The 16,307-nt window shown below is 63.3% G+C and carries 14 protein-coding genes and 1 pseudogene; 10 read left to right on the top strand and 5 right to left on the bottom strand.

From position 1 onward, the window contains the following. Nucleotides 1–228: 228 nt before the first annotated feature. The 5 genes from BC363_RS18845 to BC363_RS18825 all read left to right on the top strand — a co-directional run bounded on the left by BC363_RS18845 (nucleotide 229) and on the right by BC363_RS18825 (nucleotide 4,785). Nucleotides 229–951, top strand: a complete 723-nt coding sequence (locus BC363_RS18845; protein ID WP_244519910.1) for a hypothetical protein — start codon at nucleotides 229–231, stop codon at nucleotides 949–951. Between the two features lie 188 nt (nucleotides 952–1,139). Beyond that, nucleotides 1,140–1,364: an aa3-type cytochrome c oxidase subunit IV gene (locus BC363_RS18840; protein ID WP_065781010.1), complete on the top strand. Its 225-nt coding sequence runs from the start codon at nucleotides 1,140–1,142 to the stop codon at nucleotides 1,362–1,364. A 443-nt stretch (nucleotides 1,365–1,807) separates the two neighbouring features. Beyond that, nucleotides 1,808–2,956, top strand: coding sequence for a Re/Si-specific NAD(P)(+) transhydrogenase subunit alpha (locus BC363_RS18835; RefSeq protein WP_065781009.1), 1,149 nt, complete (start codon nucleotides 1,808–1,810; stop codon nucleotides 2,954–2,956). After that, entirely contained in the window at nucleotides 2,956–3,375 is a 420-nt protein-coding gene (locus tag BC363_RS18830; RefSeq protein WP_065781008.1) for a proton-translocating transhydrogenase family protein, read from the top strand. The genes BC363_RS18835 and BC363_RS18830 overlap by 1 nt, the downstream gene beginning before the upstream one ends. A 9-nt stretch (nucleotides 3,376–3,384) precedes the next feature. After that, nucleotides 3,385–4,785 (top strand): NAD(P)(+) transhydrogenase (Re/Si-specific) subunit beta, encoded by a 1,401-nt coding sequence (locus tag BC363_RS18825; RefSeq protein ID WP_065781007.1) that lies wholly within the window; start codon nucleotides 3,385–3,387, stop codon nucleotides 4,783–4,785. Nucleotides 4,786–4,899: 114 nt separating this feature from the next. On the opposite strand, the pseudogene BC363_RS33630 reads toward BC363_RS18825, so the two are convergent. The 3 genes and pseudogenes from BC363_RS33630 to rpsU all read right to left on the bottom strand — a co-directional run. After that, nucleotides 4,900–5,046: pseudogene (locus BC363_RS33630) on the bottom strand (DUF992 domain-containing protein); the annotation flags it as partial. Nucleotides 5,047–5,189: 143 nt separating this feature from the next. Then, a complete protein-coding gene (locus tag BC363_RS18820; protein WP_139110252.1) occupies nucleotides 5,190–6,074 on the bottom strand; it encodes a tetratricopeptide repeat protein in 885 nt (294 codons plus the stop codon). Nucleotides 6,075–6,338: 264 nt separating this feature from the next. Continuing rightward, the gene (gene rpsU, locus BC363_RS18815) at nucleotides 6,339–6,551 is read right to left on the bottom strand and encodes a 30S ribosomal protein S21 (protein WP_025424858.1); all 213 of its coding nucleotides are present in this window, start codon (nucleotides 6,549–6,551) and stop codon (nucleotides 6,339–6,341) included. Between the two features lie 337 nt (nucleotides 6,552–6,888). Between rpsU and BC363_RS18810 the strand changes: the two genes are divergently transcribed. From BC363_RS18810 to BC363_RS18790, 5 genes are all read left to right on the top strand, one after another. Beyond that, the gene (locus tag BC363_RS18810; protein ID WP_065781005.1) at nucleotides 6,889–8,142 is read left to right on the top strand and encodes a sarcosine oxidase subunit beta family protein; all 1,254 of its coding nucleotides are present in this window, start codon (nucleotides 6,889–6,891) and stop codon (nucleotides 8,140–8,142) included. Between the two features lie 17 nt (nucleotides 8,143–8,159). Continuing rightward, the gene (locus BC363_RS18805; protein WP_065781004.1) at nucleotides 8,160–8,480 is read left to right on the top strand and encodes a sarcosine oxidase subunit delta; all 321 of its coding nucleotides are present in this window, start codon (nucleotides 8,160–8,162) and stop codon (nucleotides 8,478–8,480) included. Then, a complete protein-coding gene (locus tag BC363_RS18800; protein ID WP_065781003.1) occupies nucleotides 8,477–11,470 on the top strand; it encodes a sarcosine oxidase subunit alpha in 2,994 nt (997 codons plus the stop codon). Before BC363_RS18805 ends, BC363_RS18800 begins: the two co-directional genes overlap by 4 nt. After that, nucleotides 11,463–12,014, top strand: a complete 552-nt coding sequence (locus tag BC363_RS18795; RefSeq protein WP_065781002.1) for a sarcosine oxidase subunit gamma — start codon at nucleotides 11,463–11,465, stop codon at nucleotides 12,012–12,014. Before BC363_RS18800 ends, BC363_RS18795 begins: the two co-directional genes overlap by 8 nt. A 259-nt stretch (nucleotides 12,015–12,273) precedes the next feature. Then, a complete protein-coding gene (locus BC363_RS18790; RefSeq protein WP_065781001.1) occupies nucleotides 12,274–13,398 on the top strand; it encodes a zinc-dependent alcohol dehydrogenase family protein in 1,125 nt (374 codons plus the stop codon). Between the two features lie 287 nt (nucleotides 13,399–13,685). Here BC363_RS18790 and BC363_RS18785 read toward each other — a convergent pair whose 3' ends face one another. Beyond that, nucleotides 13,686–14,174 carry a MaoC family dehydratase gene (locus BC363_RS18785; RefSeq protein WP_065781000.1) on the bottom strand — a complete coding sequence of 163 codons (489 nt, stop codon included), beginning with the start codon at nucleotides 14,172–14,174 and terminating at the stop codon, nucleotides 13,686–13,688. 75 nt (nucleotides 14,175–14,249) lie between these two features. Continuing rightward, complete coding sequence (gene glgX, locus BC363_RS18780; RefSeq protein ID WP_065793319.1) at nucleotides 14,250–16,214, bottom strand: glycogen debranching protein GlgX; 1,965 nt, start codon at nucleotides 16,212–16,214, stop codon at nucleotides 14,250–14,252. Nucleotides 16,215–16,307 lie beyond the last annotated feature (93 nt).

Below are 16,307 nucleotides of genomic sequence, written 5' to 3'. Positions count from 1 at the left end.
GTCTTTGTACCGCCGCATGGTTCGCGCTGCCTTGTTGCGCGTTAACGCCCTGTTAACCACAAAAATTAACGAAGTATTAAGGTTAACAATAAGTTAAAGGCGAGTTGTGCCATTTTGTTGTTGCTGCCGGACTGACCGTCAATAGGTTAACGATCTGTTAACCATGAGGGTCAGGAAATGGGTGAAGGTCTTCACCGGGCGGAGCCTGGGAGTTTTTCTGAGAAGCTGATGCTTCTTCTGGATCGCGTCGAATATCGGCGGGTCGAGACGGGCGAGGACATGGAGGACATCGCCCGGCTTCGCTACAAGGCCTACAAGGCCGTCAACCTGATGGAGTTGACCGGCTCGACCCTGATCGACGATCTCGACTTCGACAGTCACGCCTATGTCTTCGGCATCTATCTCGACGAGAACCTGGTCAGCACGGTGCGCGTTCATCATGTCACACCGGAGCACAGGGCCAGCACGTCAGGGCTGATCTTTGCGCCCGAGATCGATGTCTTTCTCGACGCGGGCATGGTGCTGGTCGATCCCGGCCGGCTGGCGGTCGATCCGGATGTCACCGGCGACGAGATGCGGGCACTTCCCTACCTGACGCTGCGCCCGGTGGCGATGGCGTGTGAGTATTTCACCGCCGACCGGTGCCTGACCGCCTGCCGGCCGCGGCACGCGGCGTTCTACAAGCGCATCTTTGCTTCCGAGACCGTTGTCGCCAAGCGCGAGAACCTCGGCGTCTACAATGCCGACGGAGCGCTATTGGTTGCGCAGGTTAGGGGGCAGCGGCCTTCGATCCTCGACCGTTACCCGATCTTCGATTCCGAATCGTTCGAGCGTCGCCTGATGTTCGCGGACCGCCAGGAAGTGCCGTTCGCGCCACTGACGATTCTGCCGACAGCGCGTATCGCGCAGAACGGTTCCGGCCGTTCCTATCGCACATCCGTGTTCCGCTAGAGACGCACGCGGCATATCGCCCCAGGTGGCCGGGCGCGGCGGCGGGTTTTCGTTGCGCCCGGGCCCGGCATTGTGTATGGGCAGCTAAAGGGCTTCTGCGCGGTTTTCCGCCAAGGCCATTCTTGGATCAAGGTTGAAGGGCGGCGAAGGCCAATGGTCGCGCCGCAGCATTCTGGGAGAATTGGACGATGGCTGAGCATCATTCTGGACCGGTCGAGATGGGCGCTCCGATGGATTATGCGGAACACGAGAAGACCTACGATTTCTTCCTCAGTGCAACGAAGTACGGCACGCTGTTCTGCGTGGCTCTGCTGATCGCCATGGCAGCCGGCTTCTTCACCACAATGGGCTTCTTCAGCTCGCTGGTGCTGTTCATCCTTCTCAACGTCGCCGGTTTCTTCTTCCTTCGCTAATCGGCATTACTACAGCGCCGCGCGTCTTATCAGACGCGCCAAGGTCGCTGTGGCACTCTGAAATGCTGCATGTTTTTATCCCTAAATCGGATACGATTTAAGGCAACATGCAGTGACACGTCTAGCCAGGGACAGGCCGGGTGGAGGTTTGCCCTTGACTGCCGGACTTGAGGTCCGGATTGGAGCCGCATGACATCGACCGGGAGCGTCGATATCAGTGTTTCGGCTCTTGAAAGTTCGCAGCGCCTCGATGCGTTCGTTGGAGAACGCGCGGCGCTTTATCCTCACCGCGTGAGGGGGAGTGGAGGACAGGCCGAGCCTGTCTCCAGGGGAATGTGTGCTTTGCACATGGGAGGGCGCCTGCTCGCATGAGCGGCCGCTTTGCAGTCGGACAGGATGCCCGCATTCCAGCCTTGGCTCGATTGCGGCCAGGGAGGGGACTTGTGAGCGAAATTGTCTTTATCGCCAAGGAAACGGATCCGAATGAGGGTCGCGTTGCGGCATCACCGGATAGCGTGAAGAAACTCAAAGGGCTCGGCTTCGACGTCGTCGTCGAGACCGGCGCCGGGTTTCTGTCGCGCGTTCCGGATGCGGAATACGAGAAGGCCGGCGCCAGGATCGGCGCGATCGCCGATGCGAAGACGGCCGATGTCGTCCTCAAGGTGCGCCGGCCGAACAGTGCCGAAATTGCCGGCTACAAATCCGGCGCCATCGTCATCGCCATCATGGATCCCTACGGCAACGAGGATGCGGTTGCCGACATGGCCAAGGCCGGCCTCAGCGCCTTTGCGATGGAGCTGATGCCGCGCATCACCCGCGCGCAGTCGATGGACGTGCTGTCGAGCCAGGCAAACCTTGCCGGCTACCAGGCGGTTATCGATGCCGCCTGCGAATACGACCGGGCGCTGCCGATGATGATGACGGCCGCAGGCACGGTTCCGGCCGCCAAGATCTTTGTCATGGGTGCCGGCGTTGCCGGCCTTCAGGCGATCGCCACCGCCCGCCGTCTCGGCGCCGTGGTTTCGGCGACCGATGTTCGTCCCGCCGCCAAGGAGCAGGTGGCCTCGCTCGGCGCCAAGTTCATCGCTGTGGAGGACGAGGAATTCAAGGCGGCCGAAACCGCCGGTGGCTACGCCAAGGAAATGTCCAAGGAGTATCAGGCGAAACAGGCGGCACTCGTCGCCGAACACATCGCCAAGCAGGACATCGTCATCACCACGGCGCTGATCCCGGGCCGCCCGGCGCCGCGTCTCGTCACGCGCGACATGCTTAAAAGCATGAAGCCCGGTTCGGTCGCGGTCGACCTTGCTGTCGAGCGCGGCGGTAACGTCGAGGGCGCTAAAGCCGGCAAGGTTGCCGATGTCGAAGGCGTCAAGGTCATCGGCCACCTCAACGTGCCCGGTCGGATCGCCGCATCGGCGTCCGGCCTCTACGCCAAGAACCTCGTGACCTTCCTCGAGACCATGGTCTCGAAGGAAACGAAGGCGCTGGCGCTCAACATGGAAGACGAGCTCGTCAAGGCGACGGCGCTCACCCATGGCGGCGCCATCGTCAACCCGAATTTCGAGCCGAAGAAGAAGGGGGATCTTTGATGGCGAACGAAGCATTGGAAAAAGCGCTCGATGCGCTCGATAAGGCGGTTGCGGCCGTCCAGCAGGCAGCGTTGAACCTTCCCGATACCGCTGAAGCAGCCGGCGCGCTCGCACATGGCGCCACCGGCGGTGCGATCGACCCGTTCGTCTTCCGACTGGCGATCTTCGTCCTGTCGATCTTCGTCGGCTACTACGTCGTCTGGTCGGTGACGCCGGCCTTGCACACGCCGTTGATGGCGGTCACCAACGCGATCTCCTCGGTCATCGTCGTCGGTGCACTGCTCGCCGTCGGGATCTCGGCCTCGGGGCTTGCGACCAGTTTCGGTTTCATCGCGCTCGTGCTCGCCTCGGTCAACATCTTTGGCGGCTTTCTGGTCACCCAGCGCATGCTCGCCATGTACAAGAAAAAAGACAAGTGAGGCCGGCCGATGAACGCTAACTTCGCAGCCTTCCTCTATCTCGTCTCGGGCGTGCTCTTCATCACGGCACTCCGCGGCCTGTCGCACCCGGCCACCAGCCGCAAGGGCAACACCTACGGCATGGTCGGCATGGGCATCGCCATCGTCACCACGCTGCTTCTGGCAAAGCCCACCTTCGGCGGCTTCCTGCTGATCGTGCTCGGCCTTGCCATCGGCGGCGGTGCCGGCGCGGTGATCGCCCGGCGCATCGCCATGACGTCGATGCCGCAGCTTGTCGCCGCCTTCCACTCGCTCGTCGGTTTGGCGGCAGTCATGGTCGCCGCCGCGGCGATGTATACGCCCGAAAGCTTCGGCATCGGCGCCGTAGGCGACATCCACGCCCAGGCTCTGGTCGAAATGTCGCTCGGCGTCGCCATCGGCGCGATCACCTTTACCGGTTCGGTCATCGCCTTCCTCAAGCTCGACGGACGCATGTCCGGCAAGCCGATCCTGTTGACCGGGCGTCACTTCGTCAACGCTGGCCTTGCGATCGCGCTCGTCGTCCTGGTGATCATGCTGGTCTTCACCCAGAGCACGACCGTGTTCTGGCTGATCGTCGCGCTGTCGCTGGCGCTTGGCGTGTTGATCATCATCCCGATCGGCGGCGCCGACATGCCGGTGGTCGTGTCGATGCTCAACTCCTATTCGGGTTGGGCCGCGGCCGGTATCGGCTTCACGCTCGGCAACCTGGCGCTGATCGTCACCGGCGCGCTCGTCGGCTCGTCCGGTGCGATCCTGTCCTACATCATGTGCAAGGGCATGAACCGGTCGTTCATCTCGGTCATCCTCGGCGGCTTCGGCGGCGAAGCGGCGGCAGCCGCCGTCGACGACGGCGTCCAGCGCACCGTCAAGCAGGGGGCAGCCGACGATGCGGCGTTCCTGATGTCAAATGCCTCCAAGGTGATCATCGTTCCGGGCTACGGCATGGCCGTTGCCCAGGCGCAGCATTCATTGCGCGAACTCGGCGACCAGCTGAAGGCGGCGGGCGTCGACGTGAAATACGCGATCCATCCGGTTGCCGGCCGTATGCCTGGTCACATGAACGTGCTGCTCGCTGAAGCGAACGTGCCCTATGACGAGGTGTTCGAGCTTGAAGACATCAACTCGGCGTTCGCCCAGGCGGATGTCGCCTATGTCATCGGCGCCAACGACGTCACCAACCCGGCCGCGCGCGACGACACGTCGTCGCCGATCTACGGCATGCCGATCCTCGACGTCGACAAGGCCAAGACCTGCCTGTTCGTCAAGCGCTCGCTCGGCTCCGGCTACGCCGGCATCGACAACACGCTGTTCTACAAGGACGGCACCATGATGCTGCTCGGCGACGCCAAGAAGGTGACGGAAGACATCGTCAAGGCGCTGAACCACTAAGCGGCTGCAAGCGATGCTGGAATAGAAAACTCCCGCCCTATGGCGGGAGTTTTCGTTTGACGCGTCGAACTGCCGGCGAGGATCATCTCGCCGACATTTCATCAGCTCGCCTCATCAGCTTGCGGGGGCGAGCGTCAGTTCGTCGATGCCAATCGCTATGTTCAGCCCCTCCTGCACCTGCACATTGACCGGCTGCAGCATGAAGGCCTTATTGGTGCCGCCGCCGATCACCTTGGCGCCGCCGCCAATGGCGAGGCTCGCAGAAAATTATGCAGCAGGTTTAAAGCGTTGCAGCGTCCTTTGCGCGTCATACTGGACGCTCGGCGCTGCAATGGCCTGACGGACAAGCGAAAACGCCCGCGACGTGGTCGCGGGCGTTGAAACAAGAGAGGAGCCGTTGCTTCTTACGAGGCTTTCACGCGGGCGAGGCCTGCGCGCGCCGGCTCGTATTTCGGGTCGAGCTGCAGGGCGTGCGAGTAGGACTTCGAGGCCTTGGCCTTATCGCCCTTGCGCTCATAGACCAGCGCCTGGTTCGCCCAGGATTCGGCAACCTTGCCGTCGAGCGTGATGGCGGTATTGAAGTCGGAGAATGCATTGTCGTCATCGCCCTGGGCGACGTAGGAAATGCCGCGACCGTTGTAGGGCTCCGGCGAGCTCGGCGACAGCGAGATCGCCGTCGAGAAGTCTTCGATCGCCTGGCCGTGCTGGTTGCGCGCCTGGTAGATCAGGCCGCGATTGTGGTAGGCGCGCGGGTCGGTGGTGTCGAGCTGGATCGCCTTGTTGAAGTCGTTGAAGGCGGAATCGAGCTGGCCGGCCTGGCGGTAGAGATTGCCGCGGCCGATATAGGCGACGTCATAGTTGGCGTTCAACTGCAGCGCCATGTTGTAGTCGGCAAGTGCGGCCTGGGTATTGCCCATATTGCGGTGAACGAGCGCACGGTTGGCAAAGGCCTGGTAGAAGCGCGGGTTGAGCTGGATCGCCTGGTCGAAATCGGCGATGGCGCGGCGGTATTCGCCGGCACGGCCATAGGCGGAGCCACGGACGTTATAACCCTCCGGGTCGCTCGGGTTGGAGGCGATCACGCTCGACAGCGATGCGATATTTCCCTGCGAGCCCTGTTCGCGCTCGACCTTGGCCATCGATTCAGGTCCGTCGGTCTGGCATCCCGCCAGAAGCAGAGCCGATCCGAGGAGGAACAAGGCGGCAAGCTTCGGCTTGCGCTGGTGGCGGCGGCGCGCCTCTTGGGTGGTGAAACCGGCGACGTCCGCAGTCATGGCAGCAAGTGTCAAAGGTCGATCCCTCAATGCGACTAGGTCCGAAAGCCATCGGCTTCCCGTTCAAGGAGGCCGGCGAAATTCGCGGGGCCCCACAGCCGAGGCTACCAGGGCCTGCGGCAAACCGTTCGGCGTCAAACGCCGCGACCGGCCACCGTTGCCGGCTGCGACTGTCACGCTAGCCCGACGACGGAAAAGATGTCCATACCAAAAGAAAGGCGGCGGCGATATTTCGCCCCCGCCACGACTTAGATCGAAAAGCGTCGAAAAATCGACAAATTAACGGGCCACGAGGCCTTCGCGCTGTGCACGCTTGCGCGCCAGCTTGCGAACGCGGCGAACGGCTTCAGCCTTTTCGCGGGCGCGCTTCTGGGACGGCTTTTCGTAGAAATCACGCATCTTCATTTCGCGGAAAATGCCTTCGCGCTGCATCTTCTTCTTGAGAGCGCGGAGCGCCTGATCAACATTGTTATCGCGGACAAGTACCTGCACGTGAATCCCGTTCCTTTGGTTGTTTCGAGTTGTTGCCTCACGTCAGGTGTCGGAGGCAAAAAAAAGCTACGTTCGCTGAGCCGAAAGCTCGACGATTGAAGGTGCGGATACCAGATCGCTCACGGAAAGTCCAGCAAGGACATGAGGCTGTGCGGAAAAAACCGCAATGGTGGCCCGGCATGTGTATCATCGCGTCGCAGATGGTGTGATGTCGCGATGTCGCAACTCCGCGCAAGTCCGCCCGTTTGCGTCGCAAAAGAAACGTTGCGCGGGCGCCGGATTTGCGATTTCTAACGCCAACGAGAATGATCACCGGGGTTCATGGAGTAACAGGCGGATGCGCAAATATTCAGTTTTTGCCGTGGCGCGCGAGGCTTTGCGCGGCCACAAGGGATGGGGCCCGCAGTGGGCCTCGCCCGAGCCCCGCAAGGACTATGATGTGATCATCATCGGCGGCGGCGGCCATGGCCTGGGCGCTGCCTACTACCTTGCCAAGGAGCATGGCATCACCAATGTCGCGGTGCTCGAGAAGGGCTGGATCGGCGGCGGCAACACCGGCCGCAACACCACGATCATTCGGTCCAACTATCTCTATGAAGAGAGCATGGACATCTACGAGCATTCGCTGAAGCTCTGGGAGAACCTGTCGCAGGATCTGAACTATAACGTCATGTATTCGCCGCGCGGCGTCATGATGCTGTCGCACAACATCCATGACCAGCAGTCGTTCAAGCGCCATATCAATGCCAACCGTCTCTATGGCATCGACAATGAATGGCTGACGCCGGAACAGGCTAAGGCCTATTGCCCGCCGCTCGACATCGCCAAGAATGCCCGCTACCCGATCAACGGCGCGGCGTTGCAGCGGCGCGGCGGCACGGCCCGACACGACGCCGTTGCCTGGGGCTATGCCCGCGGCGCGTCCGATCGCGGCGTGCACATTATCCAGAATTGCGAAGTGACCGGCATCCGCCGTGATGAGAACGGCCGGGTGACCGGCGTCGATACCAGTCGCGGTTTCATCGGCGCCAAGAAGATCGGCGTCTCCGCTGCCGGACATTCGTCGGTGCTGATGGAAATGGCCGGCGTGCGCGTGCCGCTGCAGAGCCAGCCGCTGCAGGCGCTGGTGTCCGAGCCGCTGAAGCCGATCTTCCCCTGCGTCGTCATGTCGAACTCCGTGCATGCCTATATCTCGCAATCCGACAAGGGCGAGTTCGTCATCGGCGCCGGCACCGACCAGTACAATTCCTACTCCCAGACGGGCGGCCTGCAGATCATCACCCATACGCTGGATGCGATCTGCGAGCTCTTCCCGATGTTCCGCCGCGTCAAGATGATGCGGCAGTGGGGCGGTATCGTCGACGTGACGCAGGACCGCTCGCCGATCCAGGGCATCACGCCGGTTCCAGGCCTGTTCCTGAACGCCGGCTGGGGTACGGGCGGCTTCAAGGCGACGCCGGGCTCGGCCAACCTCTTTGCGCACCTCATCGCGAGGGGCGAACCGCATCGGCTGGCCGCCGGGCTGACGCTCGACCGCTTCCGCACCGGCCGACTGATCGACGAGGCGGCCGCCGCCGCCGTTGCGCACTGATTGCCAAGGATTTCGAGATGCTTCTGATCTATTGCCCCTATTGCGAGGAAGAGCGCTCCGAGCTCGAGTTCCGCAATGCCGGTGACGCCCATATCGTCCGGCCGGCCAACATTGCCGAAATCAGCGACGAGGAGTTCGAGGAGTTCTTCTTCCTCCGCCAGAACCCCAAGGGCCTGATCTTCGAACGCTGGCGCCATATCCATGGCTGCGGTCGGTTCTTCAACGCCGCGCGCGATACGGTGAGCGACCGGTTCTACACCACCTACAAGGCGGGCGAGCCAAAGCCCGATGTTGCCGCCATTCTAAAGGGCGAGCAGGACAAGGGAGCGGCACGATGAGCGGCGCCAATCGTATTGCAGGTGCCGGCCGTCTGACGCCGGCGCGTACCGCCCGCTTCACCTTCGACGGACGCACGCTGACGGCACTGGAAGGCGACACTGTCGCCTCGGCATTGCTTGCCAATGGCATTCACTTGGTCGGCCGTTCGTTCAAGTATCATCGTCCGCGCGGCATCCTGTCGGCCGGCGCCGAAGAACCGAACGCGCTGCTCGACGTGTCACGTGACGCTGCCCGTCGCCAGCCGAACGTGCGCGCCACGGTGCAGGAAGTCTTCGACGGCATGAAGGTGGAATCGCAGAACCGCTGGCCGTCGCTCGCCTTCGACGTCGGCGGCTTCAACGACCTGTTGTCGCCGTTCTTTGCCGCCGGCTTCTATTACAAGACCTTCATGTGGCCGAAGGCGGCCTGGCATGCGATCTATGAGCCGTTCATCCGCCGTGCGGCTGGTCTCGGTGTCGCGCCGACGGAAGCCGACCCGGATCATTATGCCAGCCGCTATGCCCACTGCGACGTGCTGGTGATCGGTGCCGGTGCTGCCGGCCTCTCCGCAGCGCTTGCCGCCGCCAAGGCCGGCGCCAAGGTGATCCTCTGCGACGAGCAGCCGGAAGTCGGCGGTGCGCTGCGCTATGAACGCGGCACGACGATCGACGGCAAGGAAGGCTGGGACTGGGCCCAGGCGGCGGCCAGGACGCTGGCCGCGATGGACAACGTCACGGTGCTCACGCGCACCACCGGCTTCGGCTACTACAACCACAACTTCGTCGGCCTCGTCGAAAGAGTGACGGACCATCTGCCGGCCCTCGACAAGGCGCTGCCGCGCGAGCGCCTCTGGCAGGTGCGGGCAAAAAAGGTCATCCTCGCCAACGGCTCGATCGAGCGCCACATGGTGTTCGCCAACAACGACCGTCCGGGCATCATGCTCGCCTCGGCCGGCCGTACCTACCTCAACCATTACGGCGTGGCCGTCGGCTCCAAGGTCGGCGTCTACACGGCACACGATTCCGCCTATGAGGCCGCCTTCGATCTCAAGCGGGCCGGCGTTGCCGTTCCGGCCATCGTCGATTGCCGCGACAATCCGGGCGAAGCGGTGCTGGCGGAAGCCCGCCACCTCGGCATCGAGGTGCTGACGGGACACTCCGTCGTCAATGCCGGCGGCAAGCTGCGCGTCTCCTCGATCAGCGTTGCCCGCAACGGCGGCGGATCGGCGCGCAAGATCGCAGTCGACGCGCTGCTGGTGTCGTCCGGCTGGACGCCGTCGGTGCACCTGTTCTCGCAGTCGCGCGGCAAGGTGAAATTCGATGCGGCGACGCAGCGCTTCCTGCCCGGCACCTATCTGCAGGATTGCCTGTCGATCGGCGCCTGCAACGGCACCGACGACCTGCAGGCAACGATCGACGAGGCACTGGCTGCCGGCGAACTGACCGCACGTGCTGCAGGGGCCGAGGGCGGCGCCCAGGTGACGCTCCACGGCGAAAATGCGTTCAGTTGGACCGGCGGCATGATCGGCGCTGCCGAAGGGGCGGGGCCGGACACCACCGTCAAGGCCTTCATCGACTTCCAGCACGATGTCTGCGCCAAGGATATCCGGCTTGCGGTGCGCGAAGGCATGCATTCGATCGAGCACATCAAGCGCTTCACCACCAATGGCATGGCGTCCGACCAGGGCAAGCTGTCCAACATGCATGGCCTTGCCATTGCCGCCGAAACGCTCGGCAAGGACATCCCGCAGGTGGGTCTGACGACCTTCCGCCAGCCCTACACGCCGGTGACCTTCGGCGCGATCGTCAACCACTCGCGCGGGAGCCTCTTCGATCCCGCCCGAAAGACGCCGATCCACCCCTGGGAAGAGGCGCACGGCGCCGAGTTCGAGGATGTCGGCAACTGGAAACGTGCCTGGTTCTATCCGAAGGCGGGCGAGGGCATGCATGAGGCGGTCGGGCGCGAATGCAAGACCGTGCGCGAGGTTGCCGGCCTGTTCGACGCCTCGACGCTCGGCAAGATCGAGGTGGTCGGCCCGGATGCGGCCGCGTTTCTCAACCTGATGTACACCAATGCCTGGGACACGCTGAAGCCCGGCCGCTGCCGCTACGGCATCATGCTGCGCGACGACGGCTTCGTCTATGACGACGGCGTGGTGGGCAGGCTTGCCGAGGATCGCTTCCATGTGACGACCACGACCGGCGGTGCGCCGCGCGTCATGAACCACATGGAAGATTACCTGCAGACCGAGTTCCCGCACTTGAAGGTCTGGCTGACCTCGACGACGGAACAATGGGCCGTCATTGCGGTGCAGGGTCCGAAGGCGCGCGAGATCATTGCCCCGCTCGTCGAAGGCATCGATCTTTCCAACGAGGCCTTCCCGCATATGAGCGTGGCCGAGGGCAAGATCTGCGGCGTGCCGACGCGGCTCTTCCGCATGTCGTTCACCGGCGAACTCGGCTTCGAAGTCAACGTGCCTGCCGACTACGGCCAGGCGATCTGGGAAGCGATCTGGGAGCGGGCCGAACCGATGGGCGCCTGCGCCTACGGCACCGAGACCATGCACGTGCTGCGCGCCGAGAAGGGTTACATCATCGTCGGCCAGGATACCGACGGGACATTGACCCCCGACGATGCCGCCCTCTCCTGGGCGGTCTCGAAGAAGAAGGCCGATTTCGTCGGCATTCGCGGCCTCAAGCGCCCGGACCTGGTCAAGGACGGTCGCAAACAGCTCGTCGGGCTGCTGACCAAGGACCCGAAGGTGGTGCTGGAGGAGGGCGCACAGATCGTCGCCGATCCGAACCAGCCGAAGCCGATGACGATGCTCGGCCACGTGACGTCGTCCTACTGGTCGGAAAACTGCGGCCGCTCGATCGCATTGGCCGTCGTTGCCGGTGGACGCGCGCGCCTTGGCCAGACGCTTTACGTGCCGATGGCCGACAGGACGATCGCCGTTGAGGTGAGCGACATGGTGTTCTTTGACAAGGAAGGGGGTCGCCTCCATGGCTGATCTGGCAATTGCAACCCGCAACGCCGCTCTTACGACCCGCGGCGGTTTCGCCGAGGTGGTCCTGACGCCGGCACCTGCCGCGTCGCGCCTTTCGCTGAGGGCCGGCGCCGATGCGCTGCCGGGTCTTTCGGCGGCCCTCGGCGTCACCTTGCCGACGCGGCCGAAGACCTCGGCTTTGAGCGGCAAGCGCCATGCGCTCTGGCTCGGGCCTGACGAGTGGCTGCTGATCGACGAGGGCGAAGGCGACCTGATGGCCGCGGCTGCCTCGAGCGGCACGCTGCACTCGGCCGTCGACGTGTCTCATCGCAACGTTGCCGTCATCGTCAGCGGCCCTGGTGCAGAAGTGGCCATCAACAGCGGCTGCCCGCAGGATCTGTCGCTGCCGATCTTTCCGGTCGGCGCCTGCTCGCGCACGATCCTCGGCAAGGTGGAGATCGTGCTTTCGCGCATCGCCGAGGACACGTTCCGCGTCGAATGCTGGCGGTCGTTTTCCCCTTACGTCTTCGGCATGCTGTCCGAGGGCGCGGCGGATGCCGGCCACTGAGCTTTTCCACGACTCCGTTTAGGATGGAAACGCTCTCACGCCAGCGATTTCCCGTGCGTGCTTGCGGATCCGCAATGCCTGTGGCCGAGTGCGCGATGTGATCTTGCCGCCGGAGTTCTCCGGCGGCTAAGCTGCCCCCGATTGCTGCTGCATAACTCCTTAGATCGGAATCGATTAAAGGAATTATGCAGCAATCTTAAAGTATTACAGCGTCCCAGCGCGTCATATTTGACGCGCGGCGCTGTTGCGGGAGGATAGTTTGAAAACACGTGCAGCAGTGCTGAGGCACGCGCCGTTCGAGCGGCCCTATGCCAGGTCGCGGCCACTCTCGATCGAGATCGTCGAGCTCGATCCGCCGGGCCCGGACGAACTGCTGGTGCGCATCGGCGCTGCCGGTCTCTGCCATTCCGATCTTTCGGTGATCAACGGCGACAGGCCACGACCGGTGCCGATGGCGCTCGGTCACGAGGCGGCAGGCACGGTCGAGACGGTCGGCAGCGCGGTGCGCGACCTCAAGCCCGGCGACCGGGTGGTGATGAGCTTCATGCCGAGCTGCGGTCACTGTCTGCCTTGCGCAGAAGGTCGTCCGGCATTGTGCATCCCCGGGGCGGAGGCCAATGGCAAGGGAACGCTACTTTCCGGGGAGCGTCGGATCCATTGCGACGCCGTTCCGGTTCACCATCATCTCGGCGTTTCCGGCTTTGCCGACTATGCGGTCGTCTCACGCCATTCGGCCGTCAAGGTGGACGCCGATCTGCCGCTGGTCGAGGCGGCGCTTTTCGGCTGCGCCGTGCTGACGGGCGTCGGCGCGATCGTCAATACCTGCCGCGTGCAAGTGGGCCAGTCGGTTGCCGTGGTCGGTCTCGGCGGCGTCGGGCTTGCCGCCGTGCTTGGAGCGGTCGCGTCGGGCGCGGAGCGGGTGGTGGCGATCGATCTCTCCGAGGACAAGCTGGCGCTGGCACGTTCCCTTGGCGCGACCGACACCTTTGTCGCCACCGATCCTGATGTGGGGGATGCGATCCGCGAGGTGACATCAGGCGGTGTCGATCATGCCTTGGAAGCGGCCGGTTCGGTCAAGGCGTTCGAGCTTGCCTATCGCATCACTCGACGCGGCGGGGCGACCGCATCAGCCGGCCTTGCGCATCCTTCAAGCCAGATCGCCATCCCGGCCGTCAGCCTGGTCGCCGAAGAGCGTACGCTTCGCGGCAGCTACATGGGAAGCTGCGTGCCGAGCCGCGATATTCCGCGGTTCATCGGGCTTTATCGACGCGGCACGCTGCCCGTCGACAGGCTGTTGTCGGGCACAGGTCCGCTTGAGGAGATCAACGAGGCGTTCGACCTCCTGGACCAGGGCAAGGTCATCCGCCACGTGATCACGTTCTGACCAGATCCTGAGCGTCGAGAAGCGGCGGTCAAGCCGCGGTGGCGTCGAACAGGCACCGCATCTCAACGATGCGATCGCACATTCTGCCAGCAGCGCGCTCGATCGGTTCAGGATTTCGGCTGGTCGCTACTGCATAATTCCTTAAATCGGAATCGATTTAAGGAGAAAATTATGCAGCAGATTTAAGGCGTTACAGCGTCCTTTGCGCGTCATATTTGACGCGCGGCGCTGTAAACGCACTGCACACACCCTGTTCGCTTGCCTCTGCCTCTGCCTCTGCCTCTGCCTCAGGCATCGGCGGGGCGATCCTTGGGATCGAACTGGATGATCGTCTGCCAGGTGGCGGTCAGCGCCGGCTTGCGCTCGCCCTCGATCTCGACCGTGACATCATAGGTGATCATCAGCATGCTGCCGCCACGGAAGCGCGCGTCGGCCATGGTGAAGTGTCCACGCACCCGGGCGCCACTCTTCACCGGAGCGATGAAGCGCACCTTCTCGAACCCGTAATTGATGCCCATCGTCTGTTCGCGGATCTTCGGCAGGCAGCTGTAGTTCATCGCCGACAACAGCGACAGCGACAGGAAGCCATGGGCGATCGTGCCGCCGAACGGCGTTTCGGCGGCGGCACGCACCGGATCGACATGGATATACTGATAGTCGCCGGTTGCCTCGGCGAACTTGTCGATCGTTTCCTGCGTGACCGTGATCCAGTCGGAGACGCCGATCTCCATACCGACGCGCGACCTGATTTCGGAAAGTGAAATGTCCTTCAGCATGTGACTGTCCTGAAAGTGGCCCCCCGACGAATCTATAGGACGGTCGGGTGAGTTCTAGCAAGTGGTCGGAATAGTTCAGAAATTTTCGACGAAGAAGCAAACCGAGCGAGGAGGCACGAAGGTGGGTGGAGGCTTATCGGAAAGCGCATCCTGCCAGCGGCCGTCGAGGCTTTCGGGCAGATGGATCGGGTGCGGCGCGTGGCTGCGATTGACGACGACGGCAAGCCGCGTCGGCCGCTTCTTCTTGCCGTCTCGGGTGGCGAGCACCATCATCAGGTTGTCCGTTGCCGGGTGTTCCCAATCCGCCACGGCCATAGCGCGGCCATCGAGGCGCAGCCATTCGACATCGCCCTTGCCGGTGAAGAAGGCCGTCTCGCCGAAGACGTCGAAGCGCTTTCTCAGCGTTGAAAGCGCTGCCGCATGGGCGACCAGCGCCTCGTCCATCGCGCTCCAGTCGATCCAGGTGGTGTCATTATCCTGGCAATAGGCATTGTTGTTGCCGCTTTGGGTGCGCCCACCCTCGTCACCGGCGGTCAGCATGATCGTGCCGCGGGAGGCAAACAGCGTGCCGAGCAGGGCCATGACATCATGCCGGCGCGCAGCCGTAATCTCGGGATCGGCCGTCGCGCCCTCGGCGCCGTTGTTCCACGAGTGGTTTTCGTTGTGGCCGTCGCGGTTTTCCTCGCCGTTCGCCTCGTTGTGCTTGCCGGCATAGGCAACGATGTCGGCAAGGGTAAAGCCGTCATGGGCGGCGATGAAGTTGACCGTTCGGGTGCCGGCGTCGCCCCAGCGGGAGAACGTATCGGAAGAGCCCGCAAGAGCGGTCGCAAGCGCACCGATCACATGCCGGTCGCCGCGCCAGTAGAGCCTGACGTCGTCGCGCGCCCGGTCGTTCCACTCGAGAAACGGAGCGGGAAAGTTGCCGAGCTGGTAGCCGCCGGGGCCGACATCCCAGGGCTCGGCGATCAGCACGCGATCGGCAAGAACCGGATCGGCATCAATCGCCTCAAACAGGGGGGCATCACGATGGAAACCGCCCATGTCGCGGCCGAGGATCGAGGCAAGGTCGAAGCGGAAACCGTCGACGCCGGCGGCCAACACGAAGTGGCGCAGGCTGTCGAGGATCAGTGTCTGGACGACCGGGTGGTCGCAGGCGATCGTGTTGCCGCAGCCGGTATCGTTGATGAGATCGCCGGGCCTGTCGGTCACGTGGCGATAGTAGGTGAGATTGTCGAGCCCGCGCATCGACAGCGTCGTGCCGAGCCGATCGCTTTCGCCGGAATGGTTGAAGACGAGATCGAGGATGACGCCGATGCCTGCCTTGCGCAGTGCTTCGACGGTCTGGCGCAATTCCCTAATCCCGCCCGGCACCAGCCGTGGATCGAGCGCCATCGGTGCGATCGGATTGTAGCCCCAGCCATTGCTGAGCCCGAGCGGCGGCAGGTGGCGCTCGTCGATCCAGGCGACGATCGGCATCAGTTCGACGGCGGCAACGCCAAGGCGCTTCAGATGATCGATGACGACAGGCTCGGCGAGCGCTGCGACCGTGCCGCGTTTTGCCTCGGGAATACCTTGATGCAGCATGGTGAAAGGTTTGACCGCGATCTCGTAGATGAGCCCACCCGCCCTAAAGATCGGCGGCTTCGGCTTGGCTGTCCCGACGTCGTTGACAATCGCCTTCGGCACGAGATCGGCGGTGTCCTCACCGAAGATGGTGAGCCTGGGATCGTGCCGGAACGGCCGGTCGAGCTCGACGGCGTAGGGATCGACGAGCAGTTTTGATGGATCGAACCAGAGGCCATGGTCGGGCGAATAGACGCCATCGGCGCGAAAGCCGTAGCGGGTTCCCTTCGGTGCATCGGCAACCACGAGGCTGTGCACGTCGCCGTCACGCGCCATCGGCAGTTGGCGCAGGGCCTTGGCGCCCGCCTTGTCGAACAGGCAGAGGTCGATGCGTGCGGCATTGCGCGACCAGACGGCAAAGCGCGTGCCTTGCGGGGTTAAGGTGGTGCCGAGGGGTGGCAGTCCGGCGGTCGGCATCGATCAGGCACCCCTCGGTTTTTTCTTACAGCGCCGCGCGTCAAATATGACGAGCAAAGGACGCTGTAACGCTTTAAATCTGCTGCATAATTT

This window comes from Ensifer sp. LC384 (assembly GCF_001695865.1).
Taxonomy (GTDB): Bacteria; Pseudomonadota; Alphaproteobacteria; order Rhizobiales; family Rhizobiaceae; genus Ensifer.
Note: the sequence above shows the minus strand (reverse complement) of the source record. Positions and strands in the feature narration are given on the sequence as shown.

Excerpts from the sequence above, each read along its gene's own strand:
- glgX (WP_065793319.1), bottom strand. The coding sequence starts at position 16,214 with ATGCCGACCGCCGGACTGCCACCCCTCGGCACCACCTTAACCCCGCAA.
- BC363_RS18800 (WP_065781003.1), top strand. The coding sequence starts at position 8,477 with ATGAGCGGCGCCAATCGTATTGCAGGTGCCGGCCGTCTGACGCCGGCG.
- BC363_RS18825 (WP_065781007.1), top strand. The coding sequence starts at position 3,385 with ATGAACGCTAACTTCGCAGCCTTCCTCTATCTCGTCTCGGGCGTGCTC.
- BC363_RS18830 (WP_065781008.1), top strand. The coding sequence starts at position 2,956 with ATGGCGAACGAAGCATTGGAAAAAGCGCTCGATGCGCTCGATAAGGCG.
- BC363_RS18845 (WP_244519910.1), top strand. The coding sequence starts at position 229 with ATGCTTCTTCTGGATCGCGTCGAATATCGGCGGGTCGAGACGGGCGAG.
- BC363_RS18805 (WP_065781004.1), top strand. The coding sequence starts at position 8,160 with ATGCTTCTGATCTATTGCCCCTATTGCGAGGAAGAGCGCTCCGAGCTC.
- BC363_RS18795 (WP_065781002.1), top strand. The coding sequence starts at position 11,463 with ATGGCTGATCTGGCAATTGCAACCCGCAACGCCGCTCTTACGACCCGC.
- BC363_RS18785 (WP_065781000.1), bottom strand. The coding sequence starts at position 14,174 with ATGCTGAAGGACATTTCACTTTCCGAAATCAGGTCGCGCGTCGGTATG.
- BC363_RS18840 (WP_065781010.1), top strand. The coding sequence starts at position 1,140 with ATGGCTGAGCATCATTCTGGACCGGTCGAGATGGGCGCTCCGATGGAT.
- BC363_RS18810 (WP_065781005.1), top strand. The coding sequence starts at position 6,889 with ATGCGCAAATATTCAGTTTTTGCCGTGGCGCGCGAGGCTTTGCGCGGC.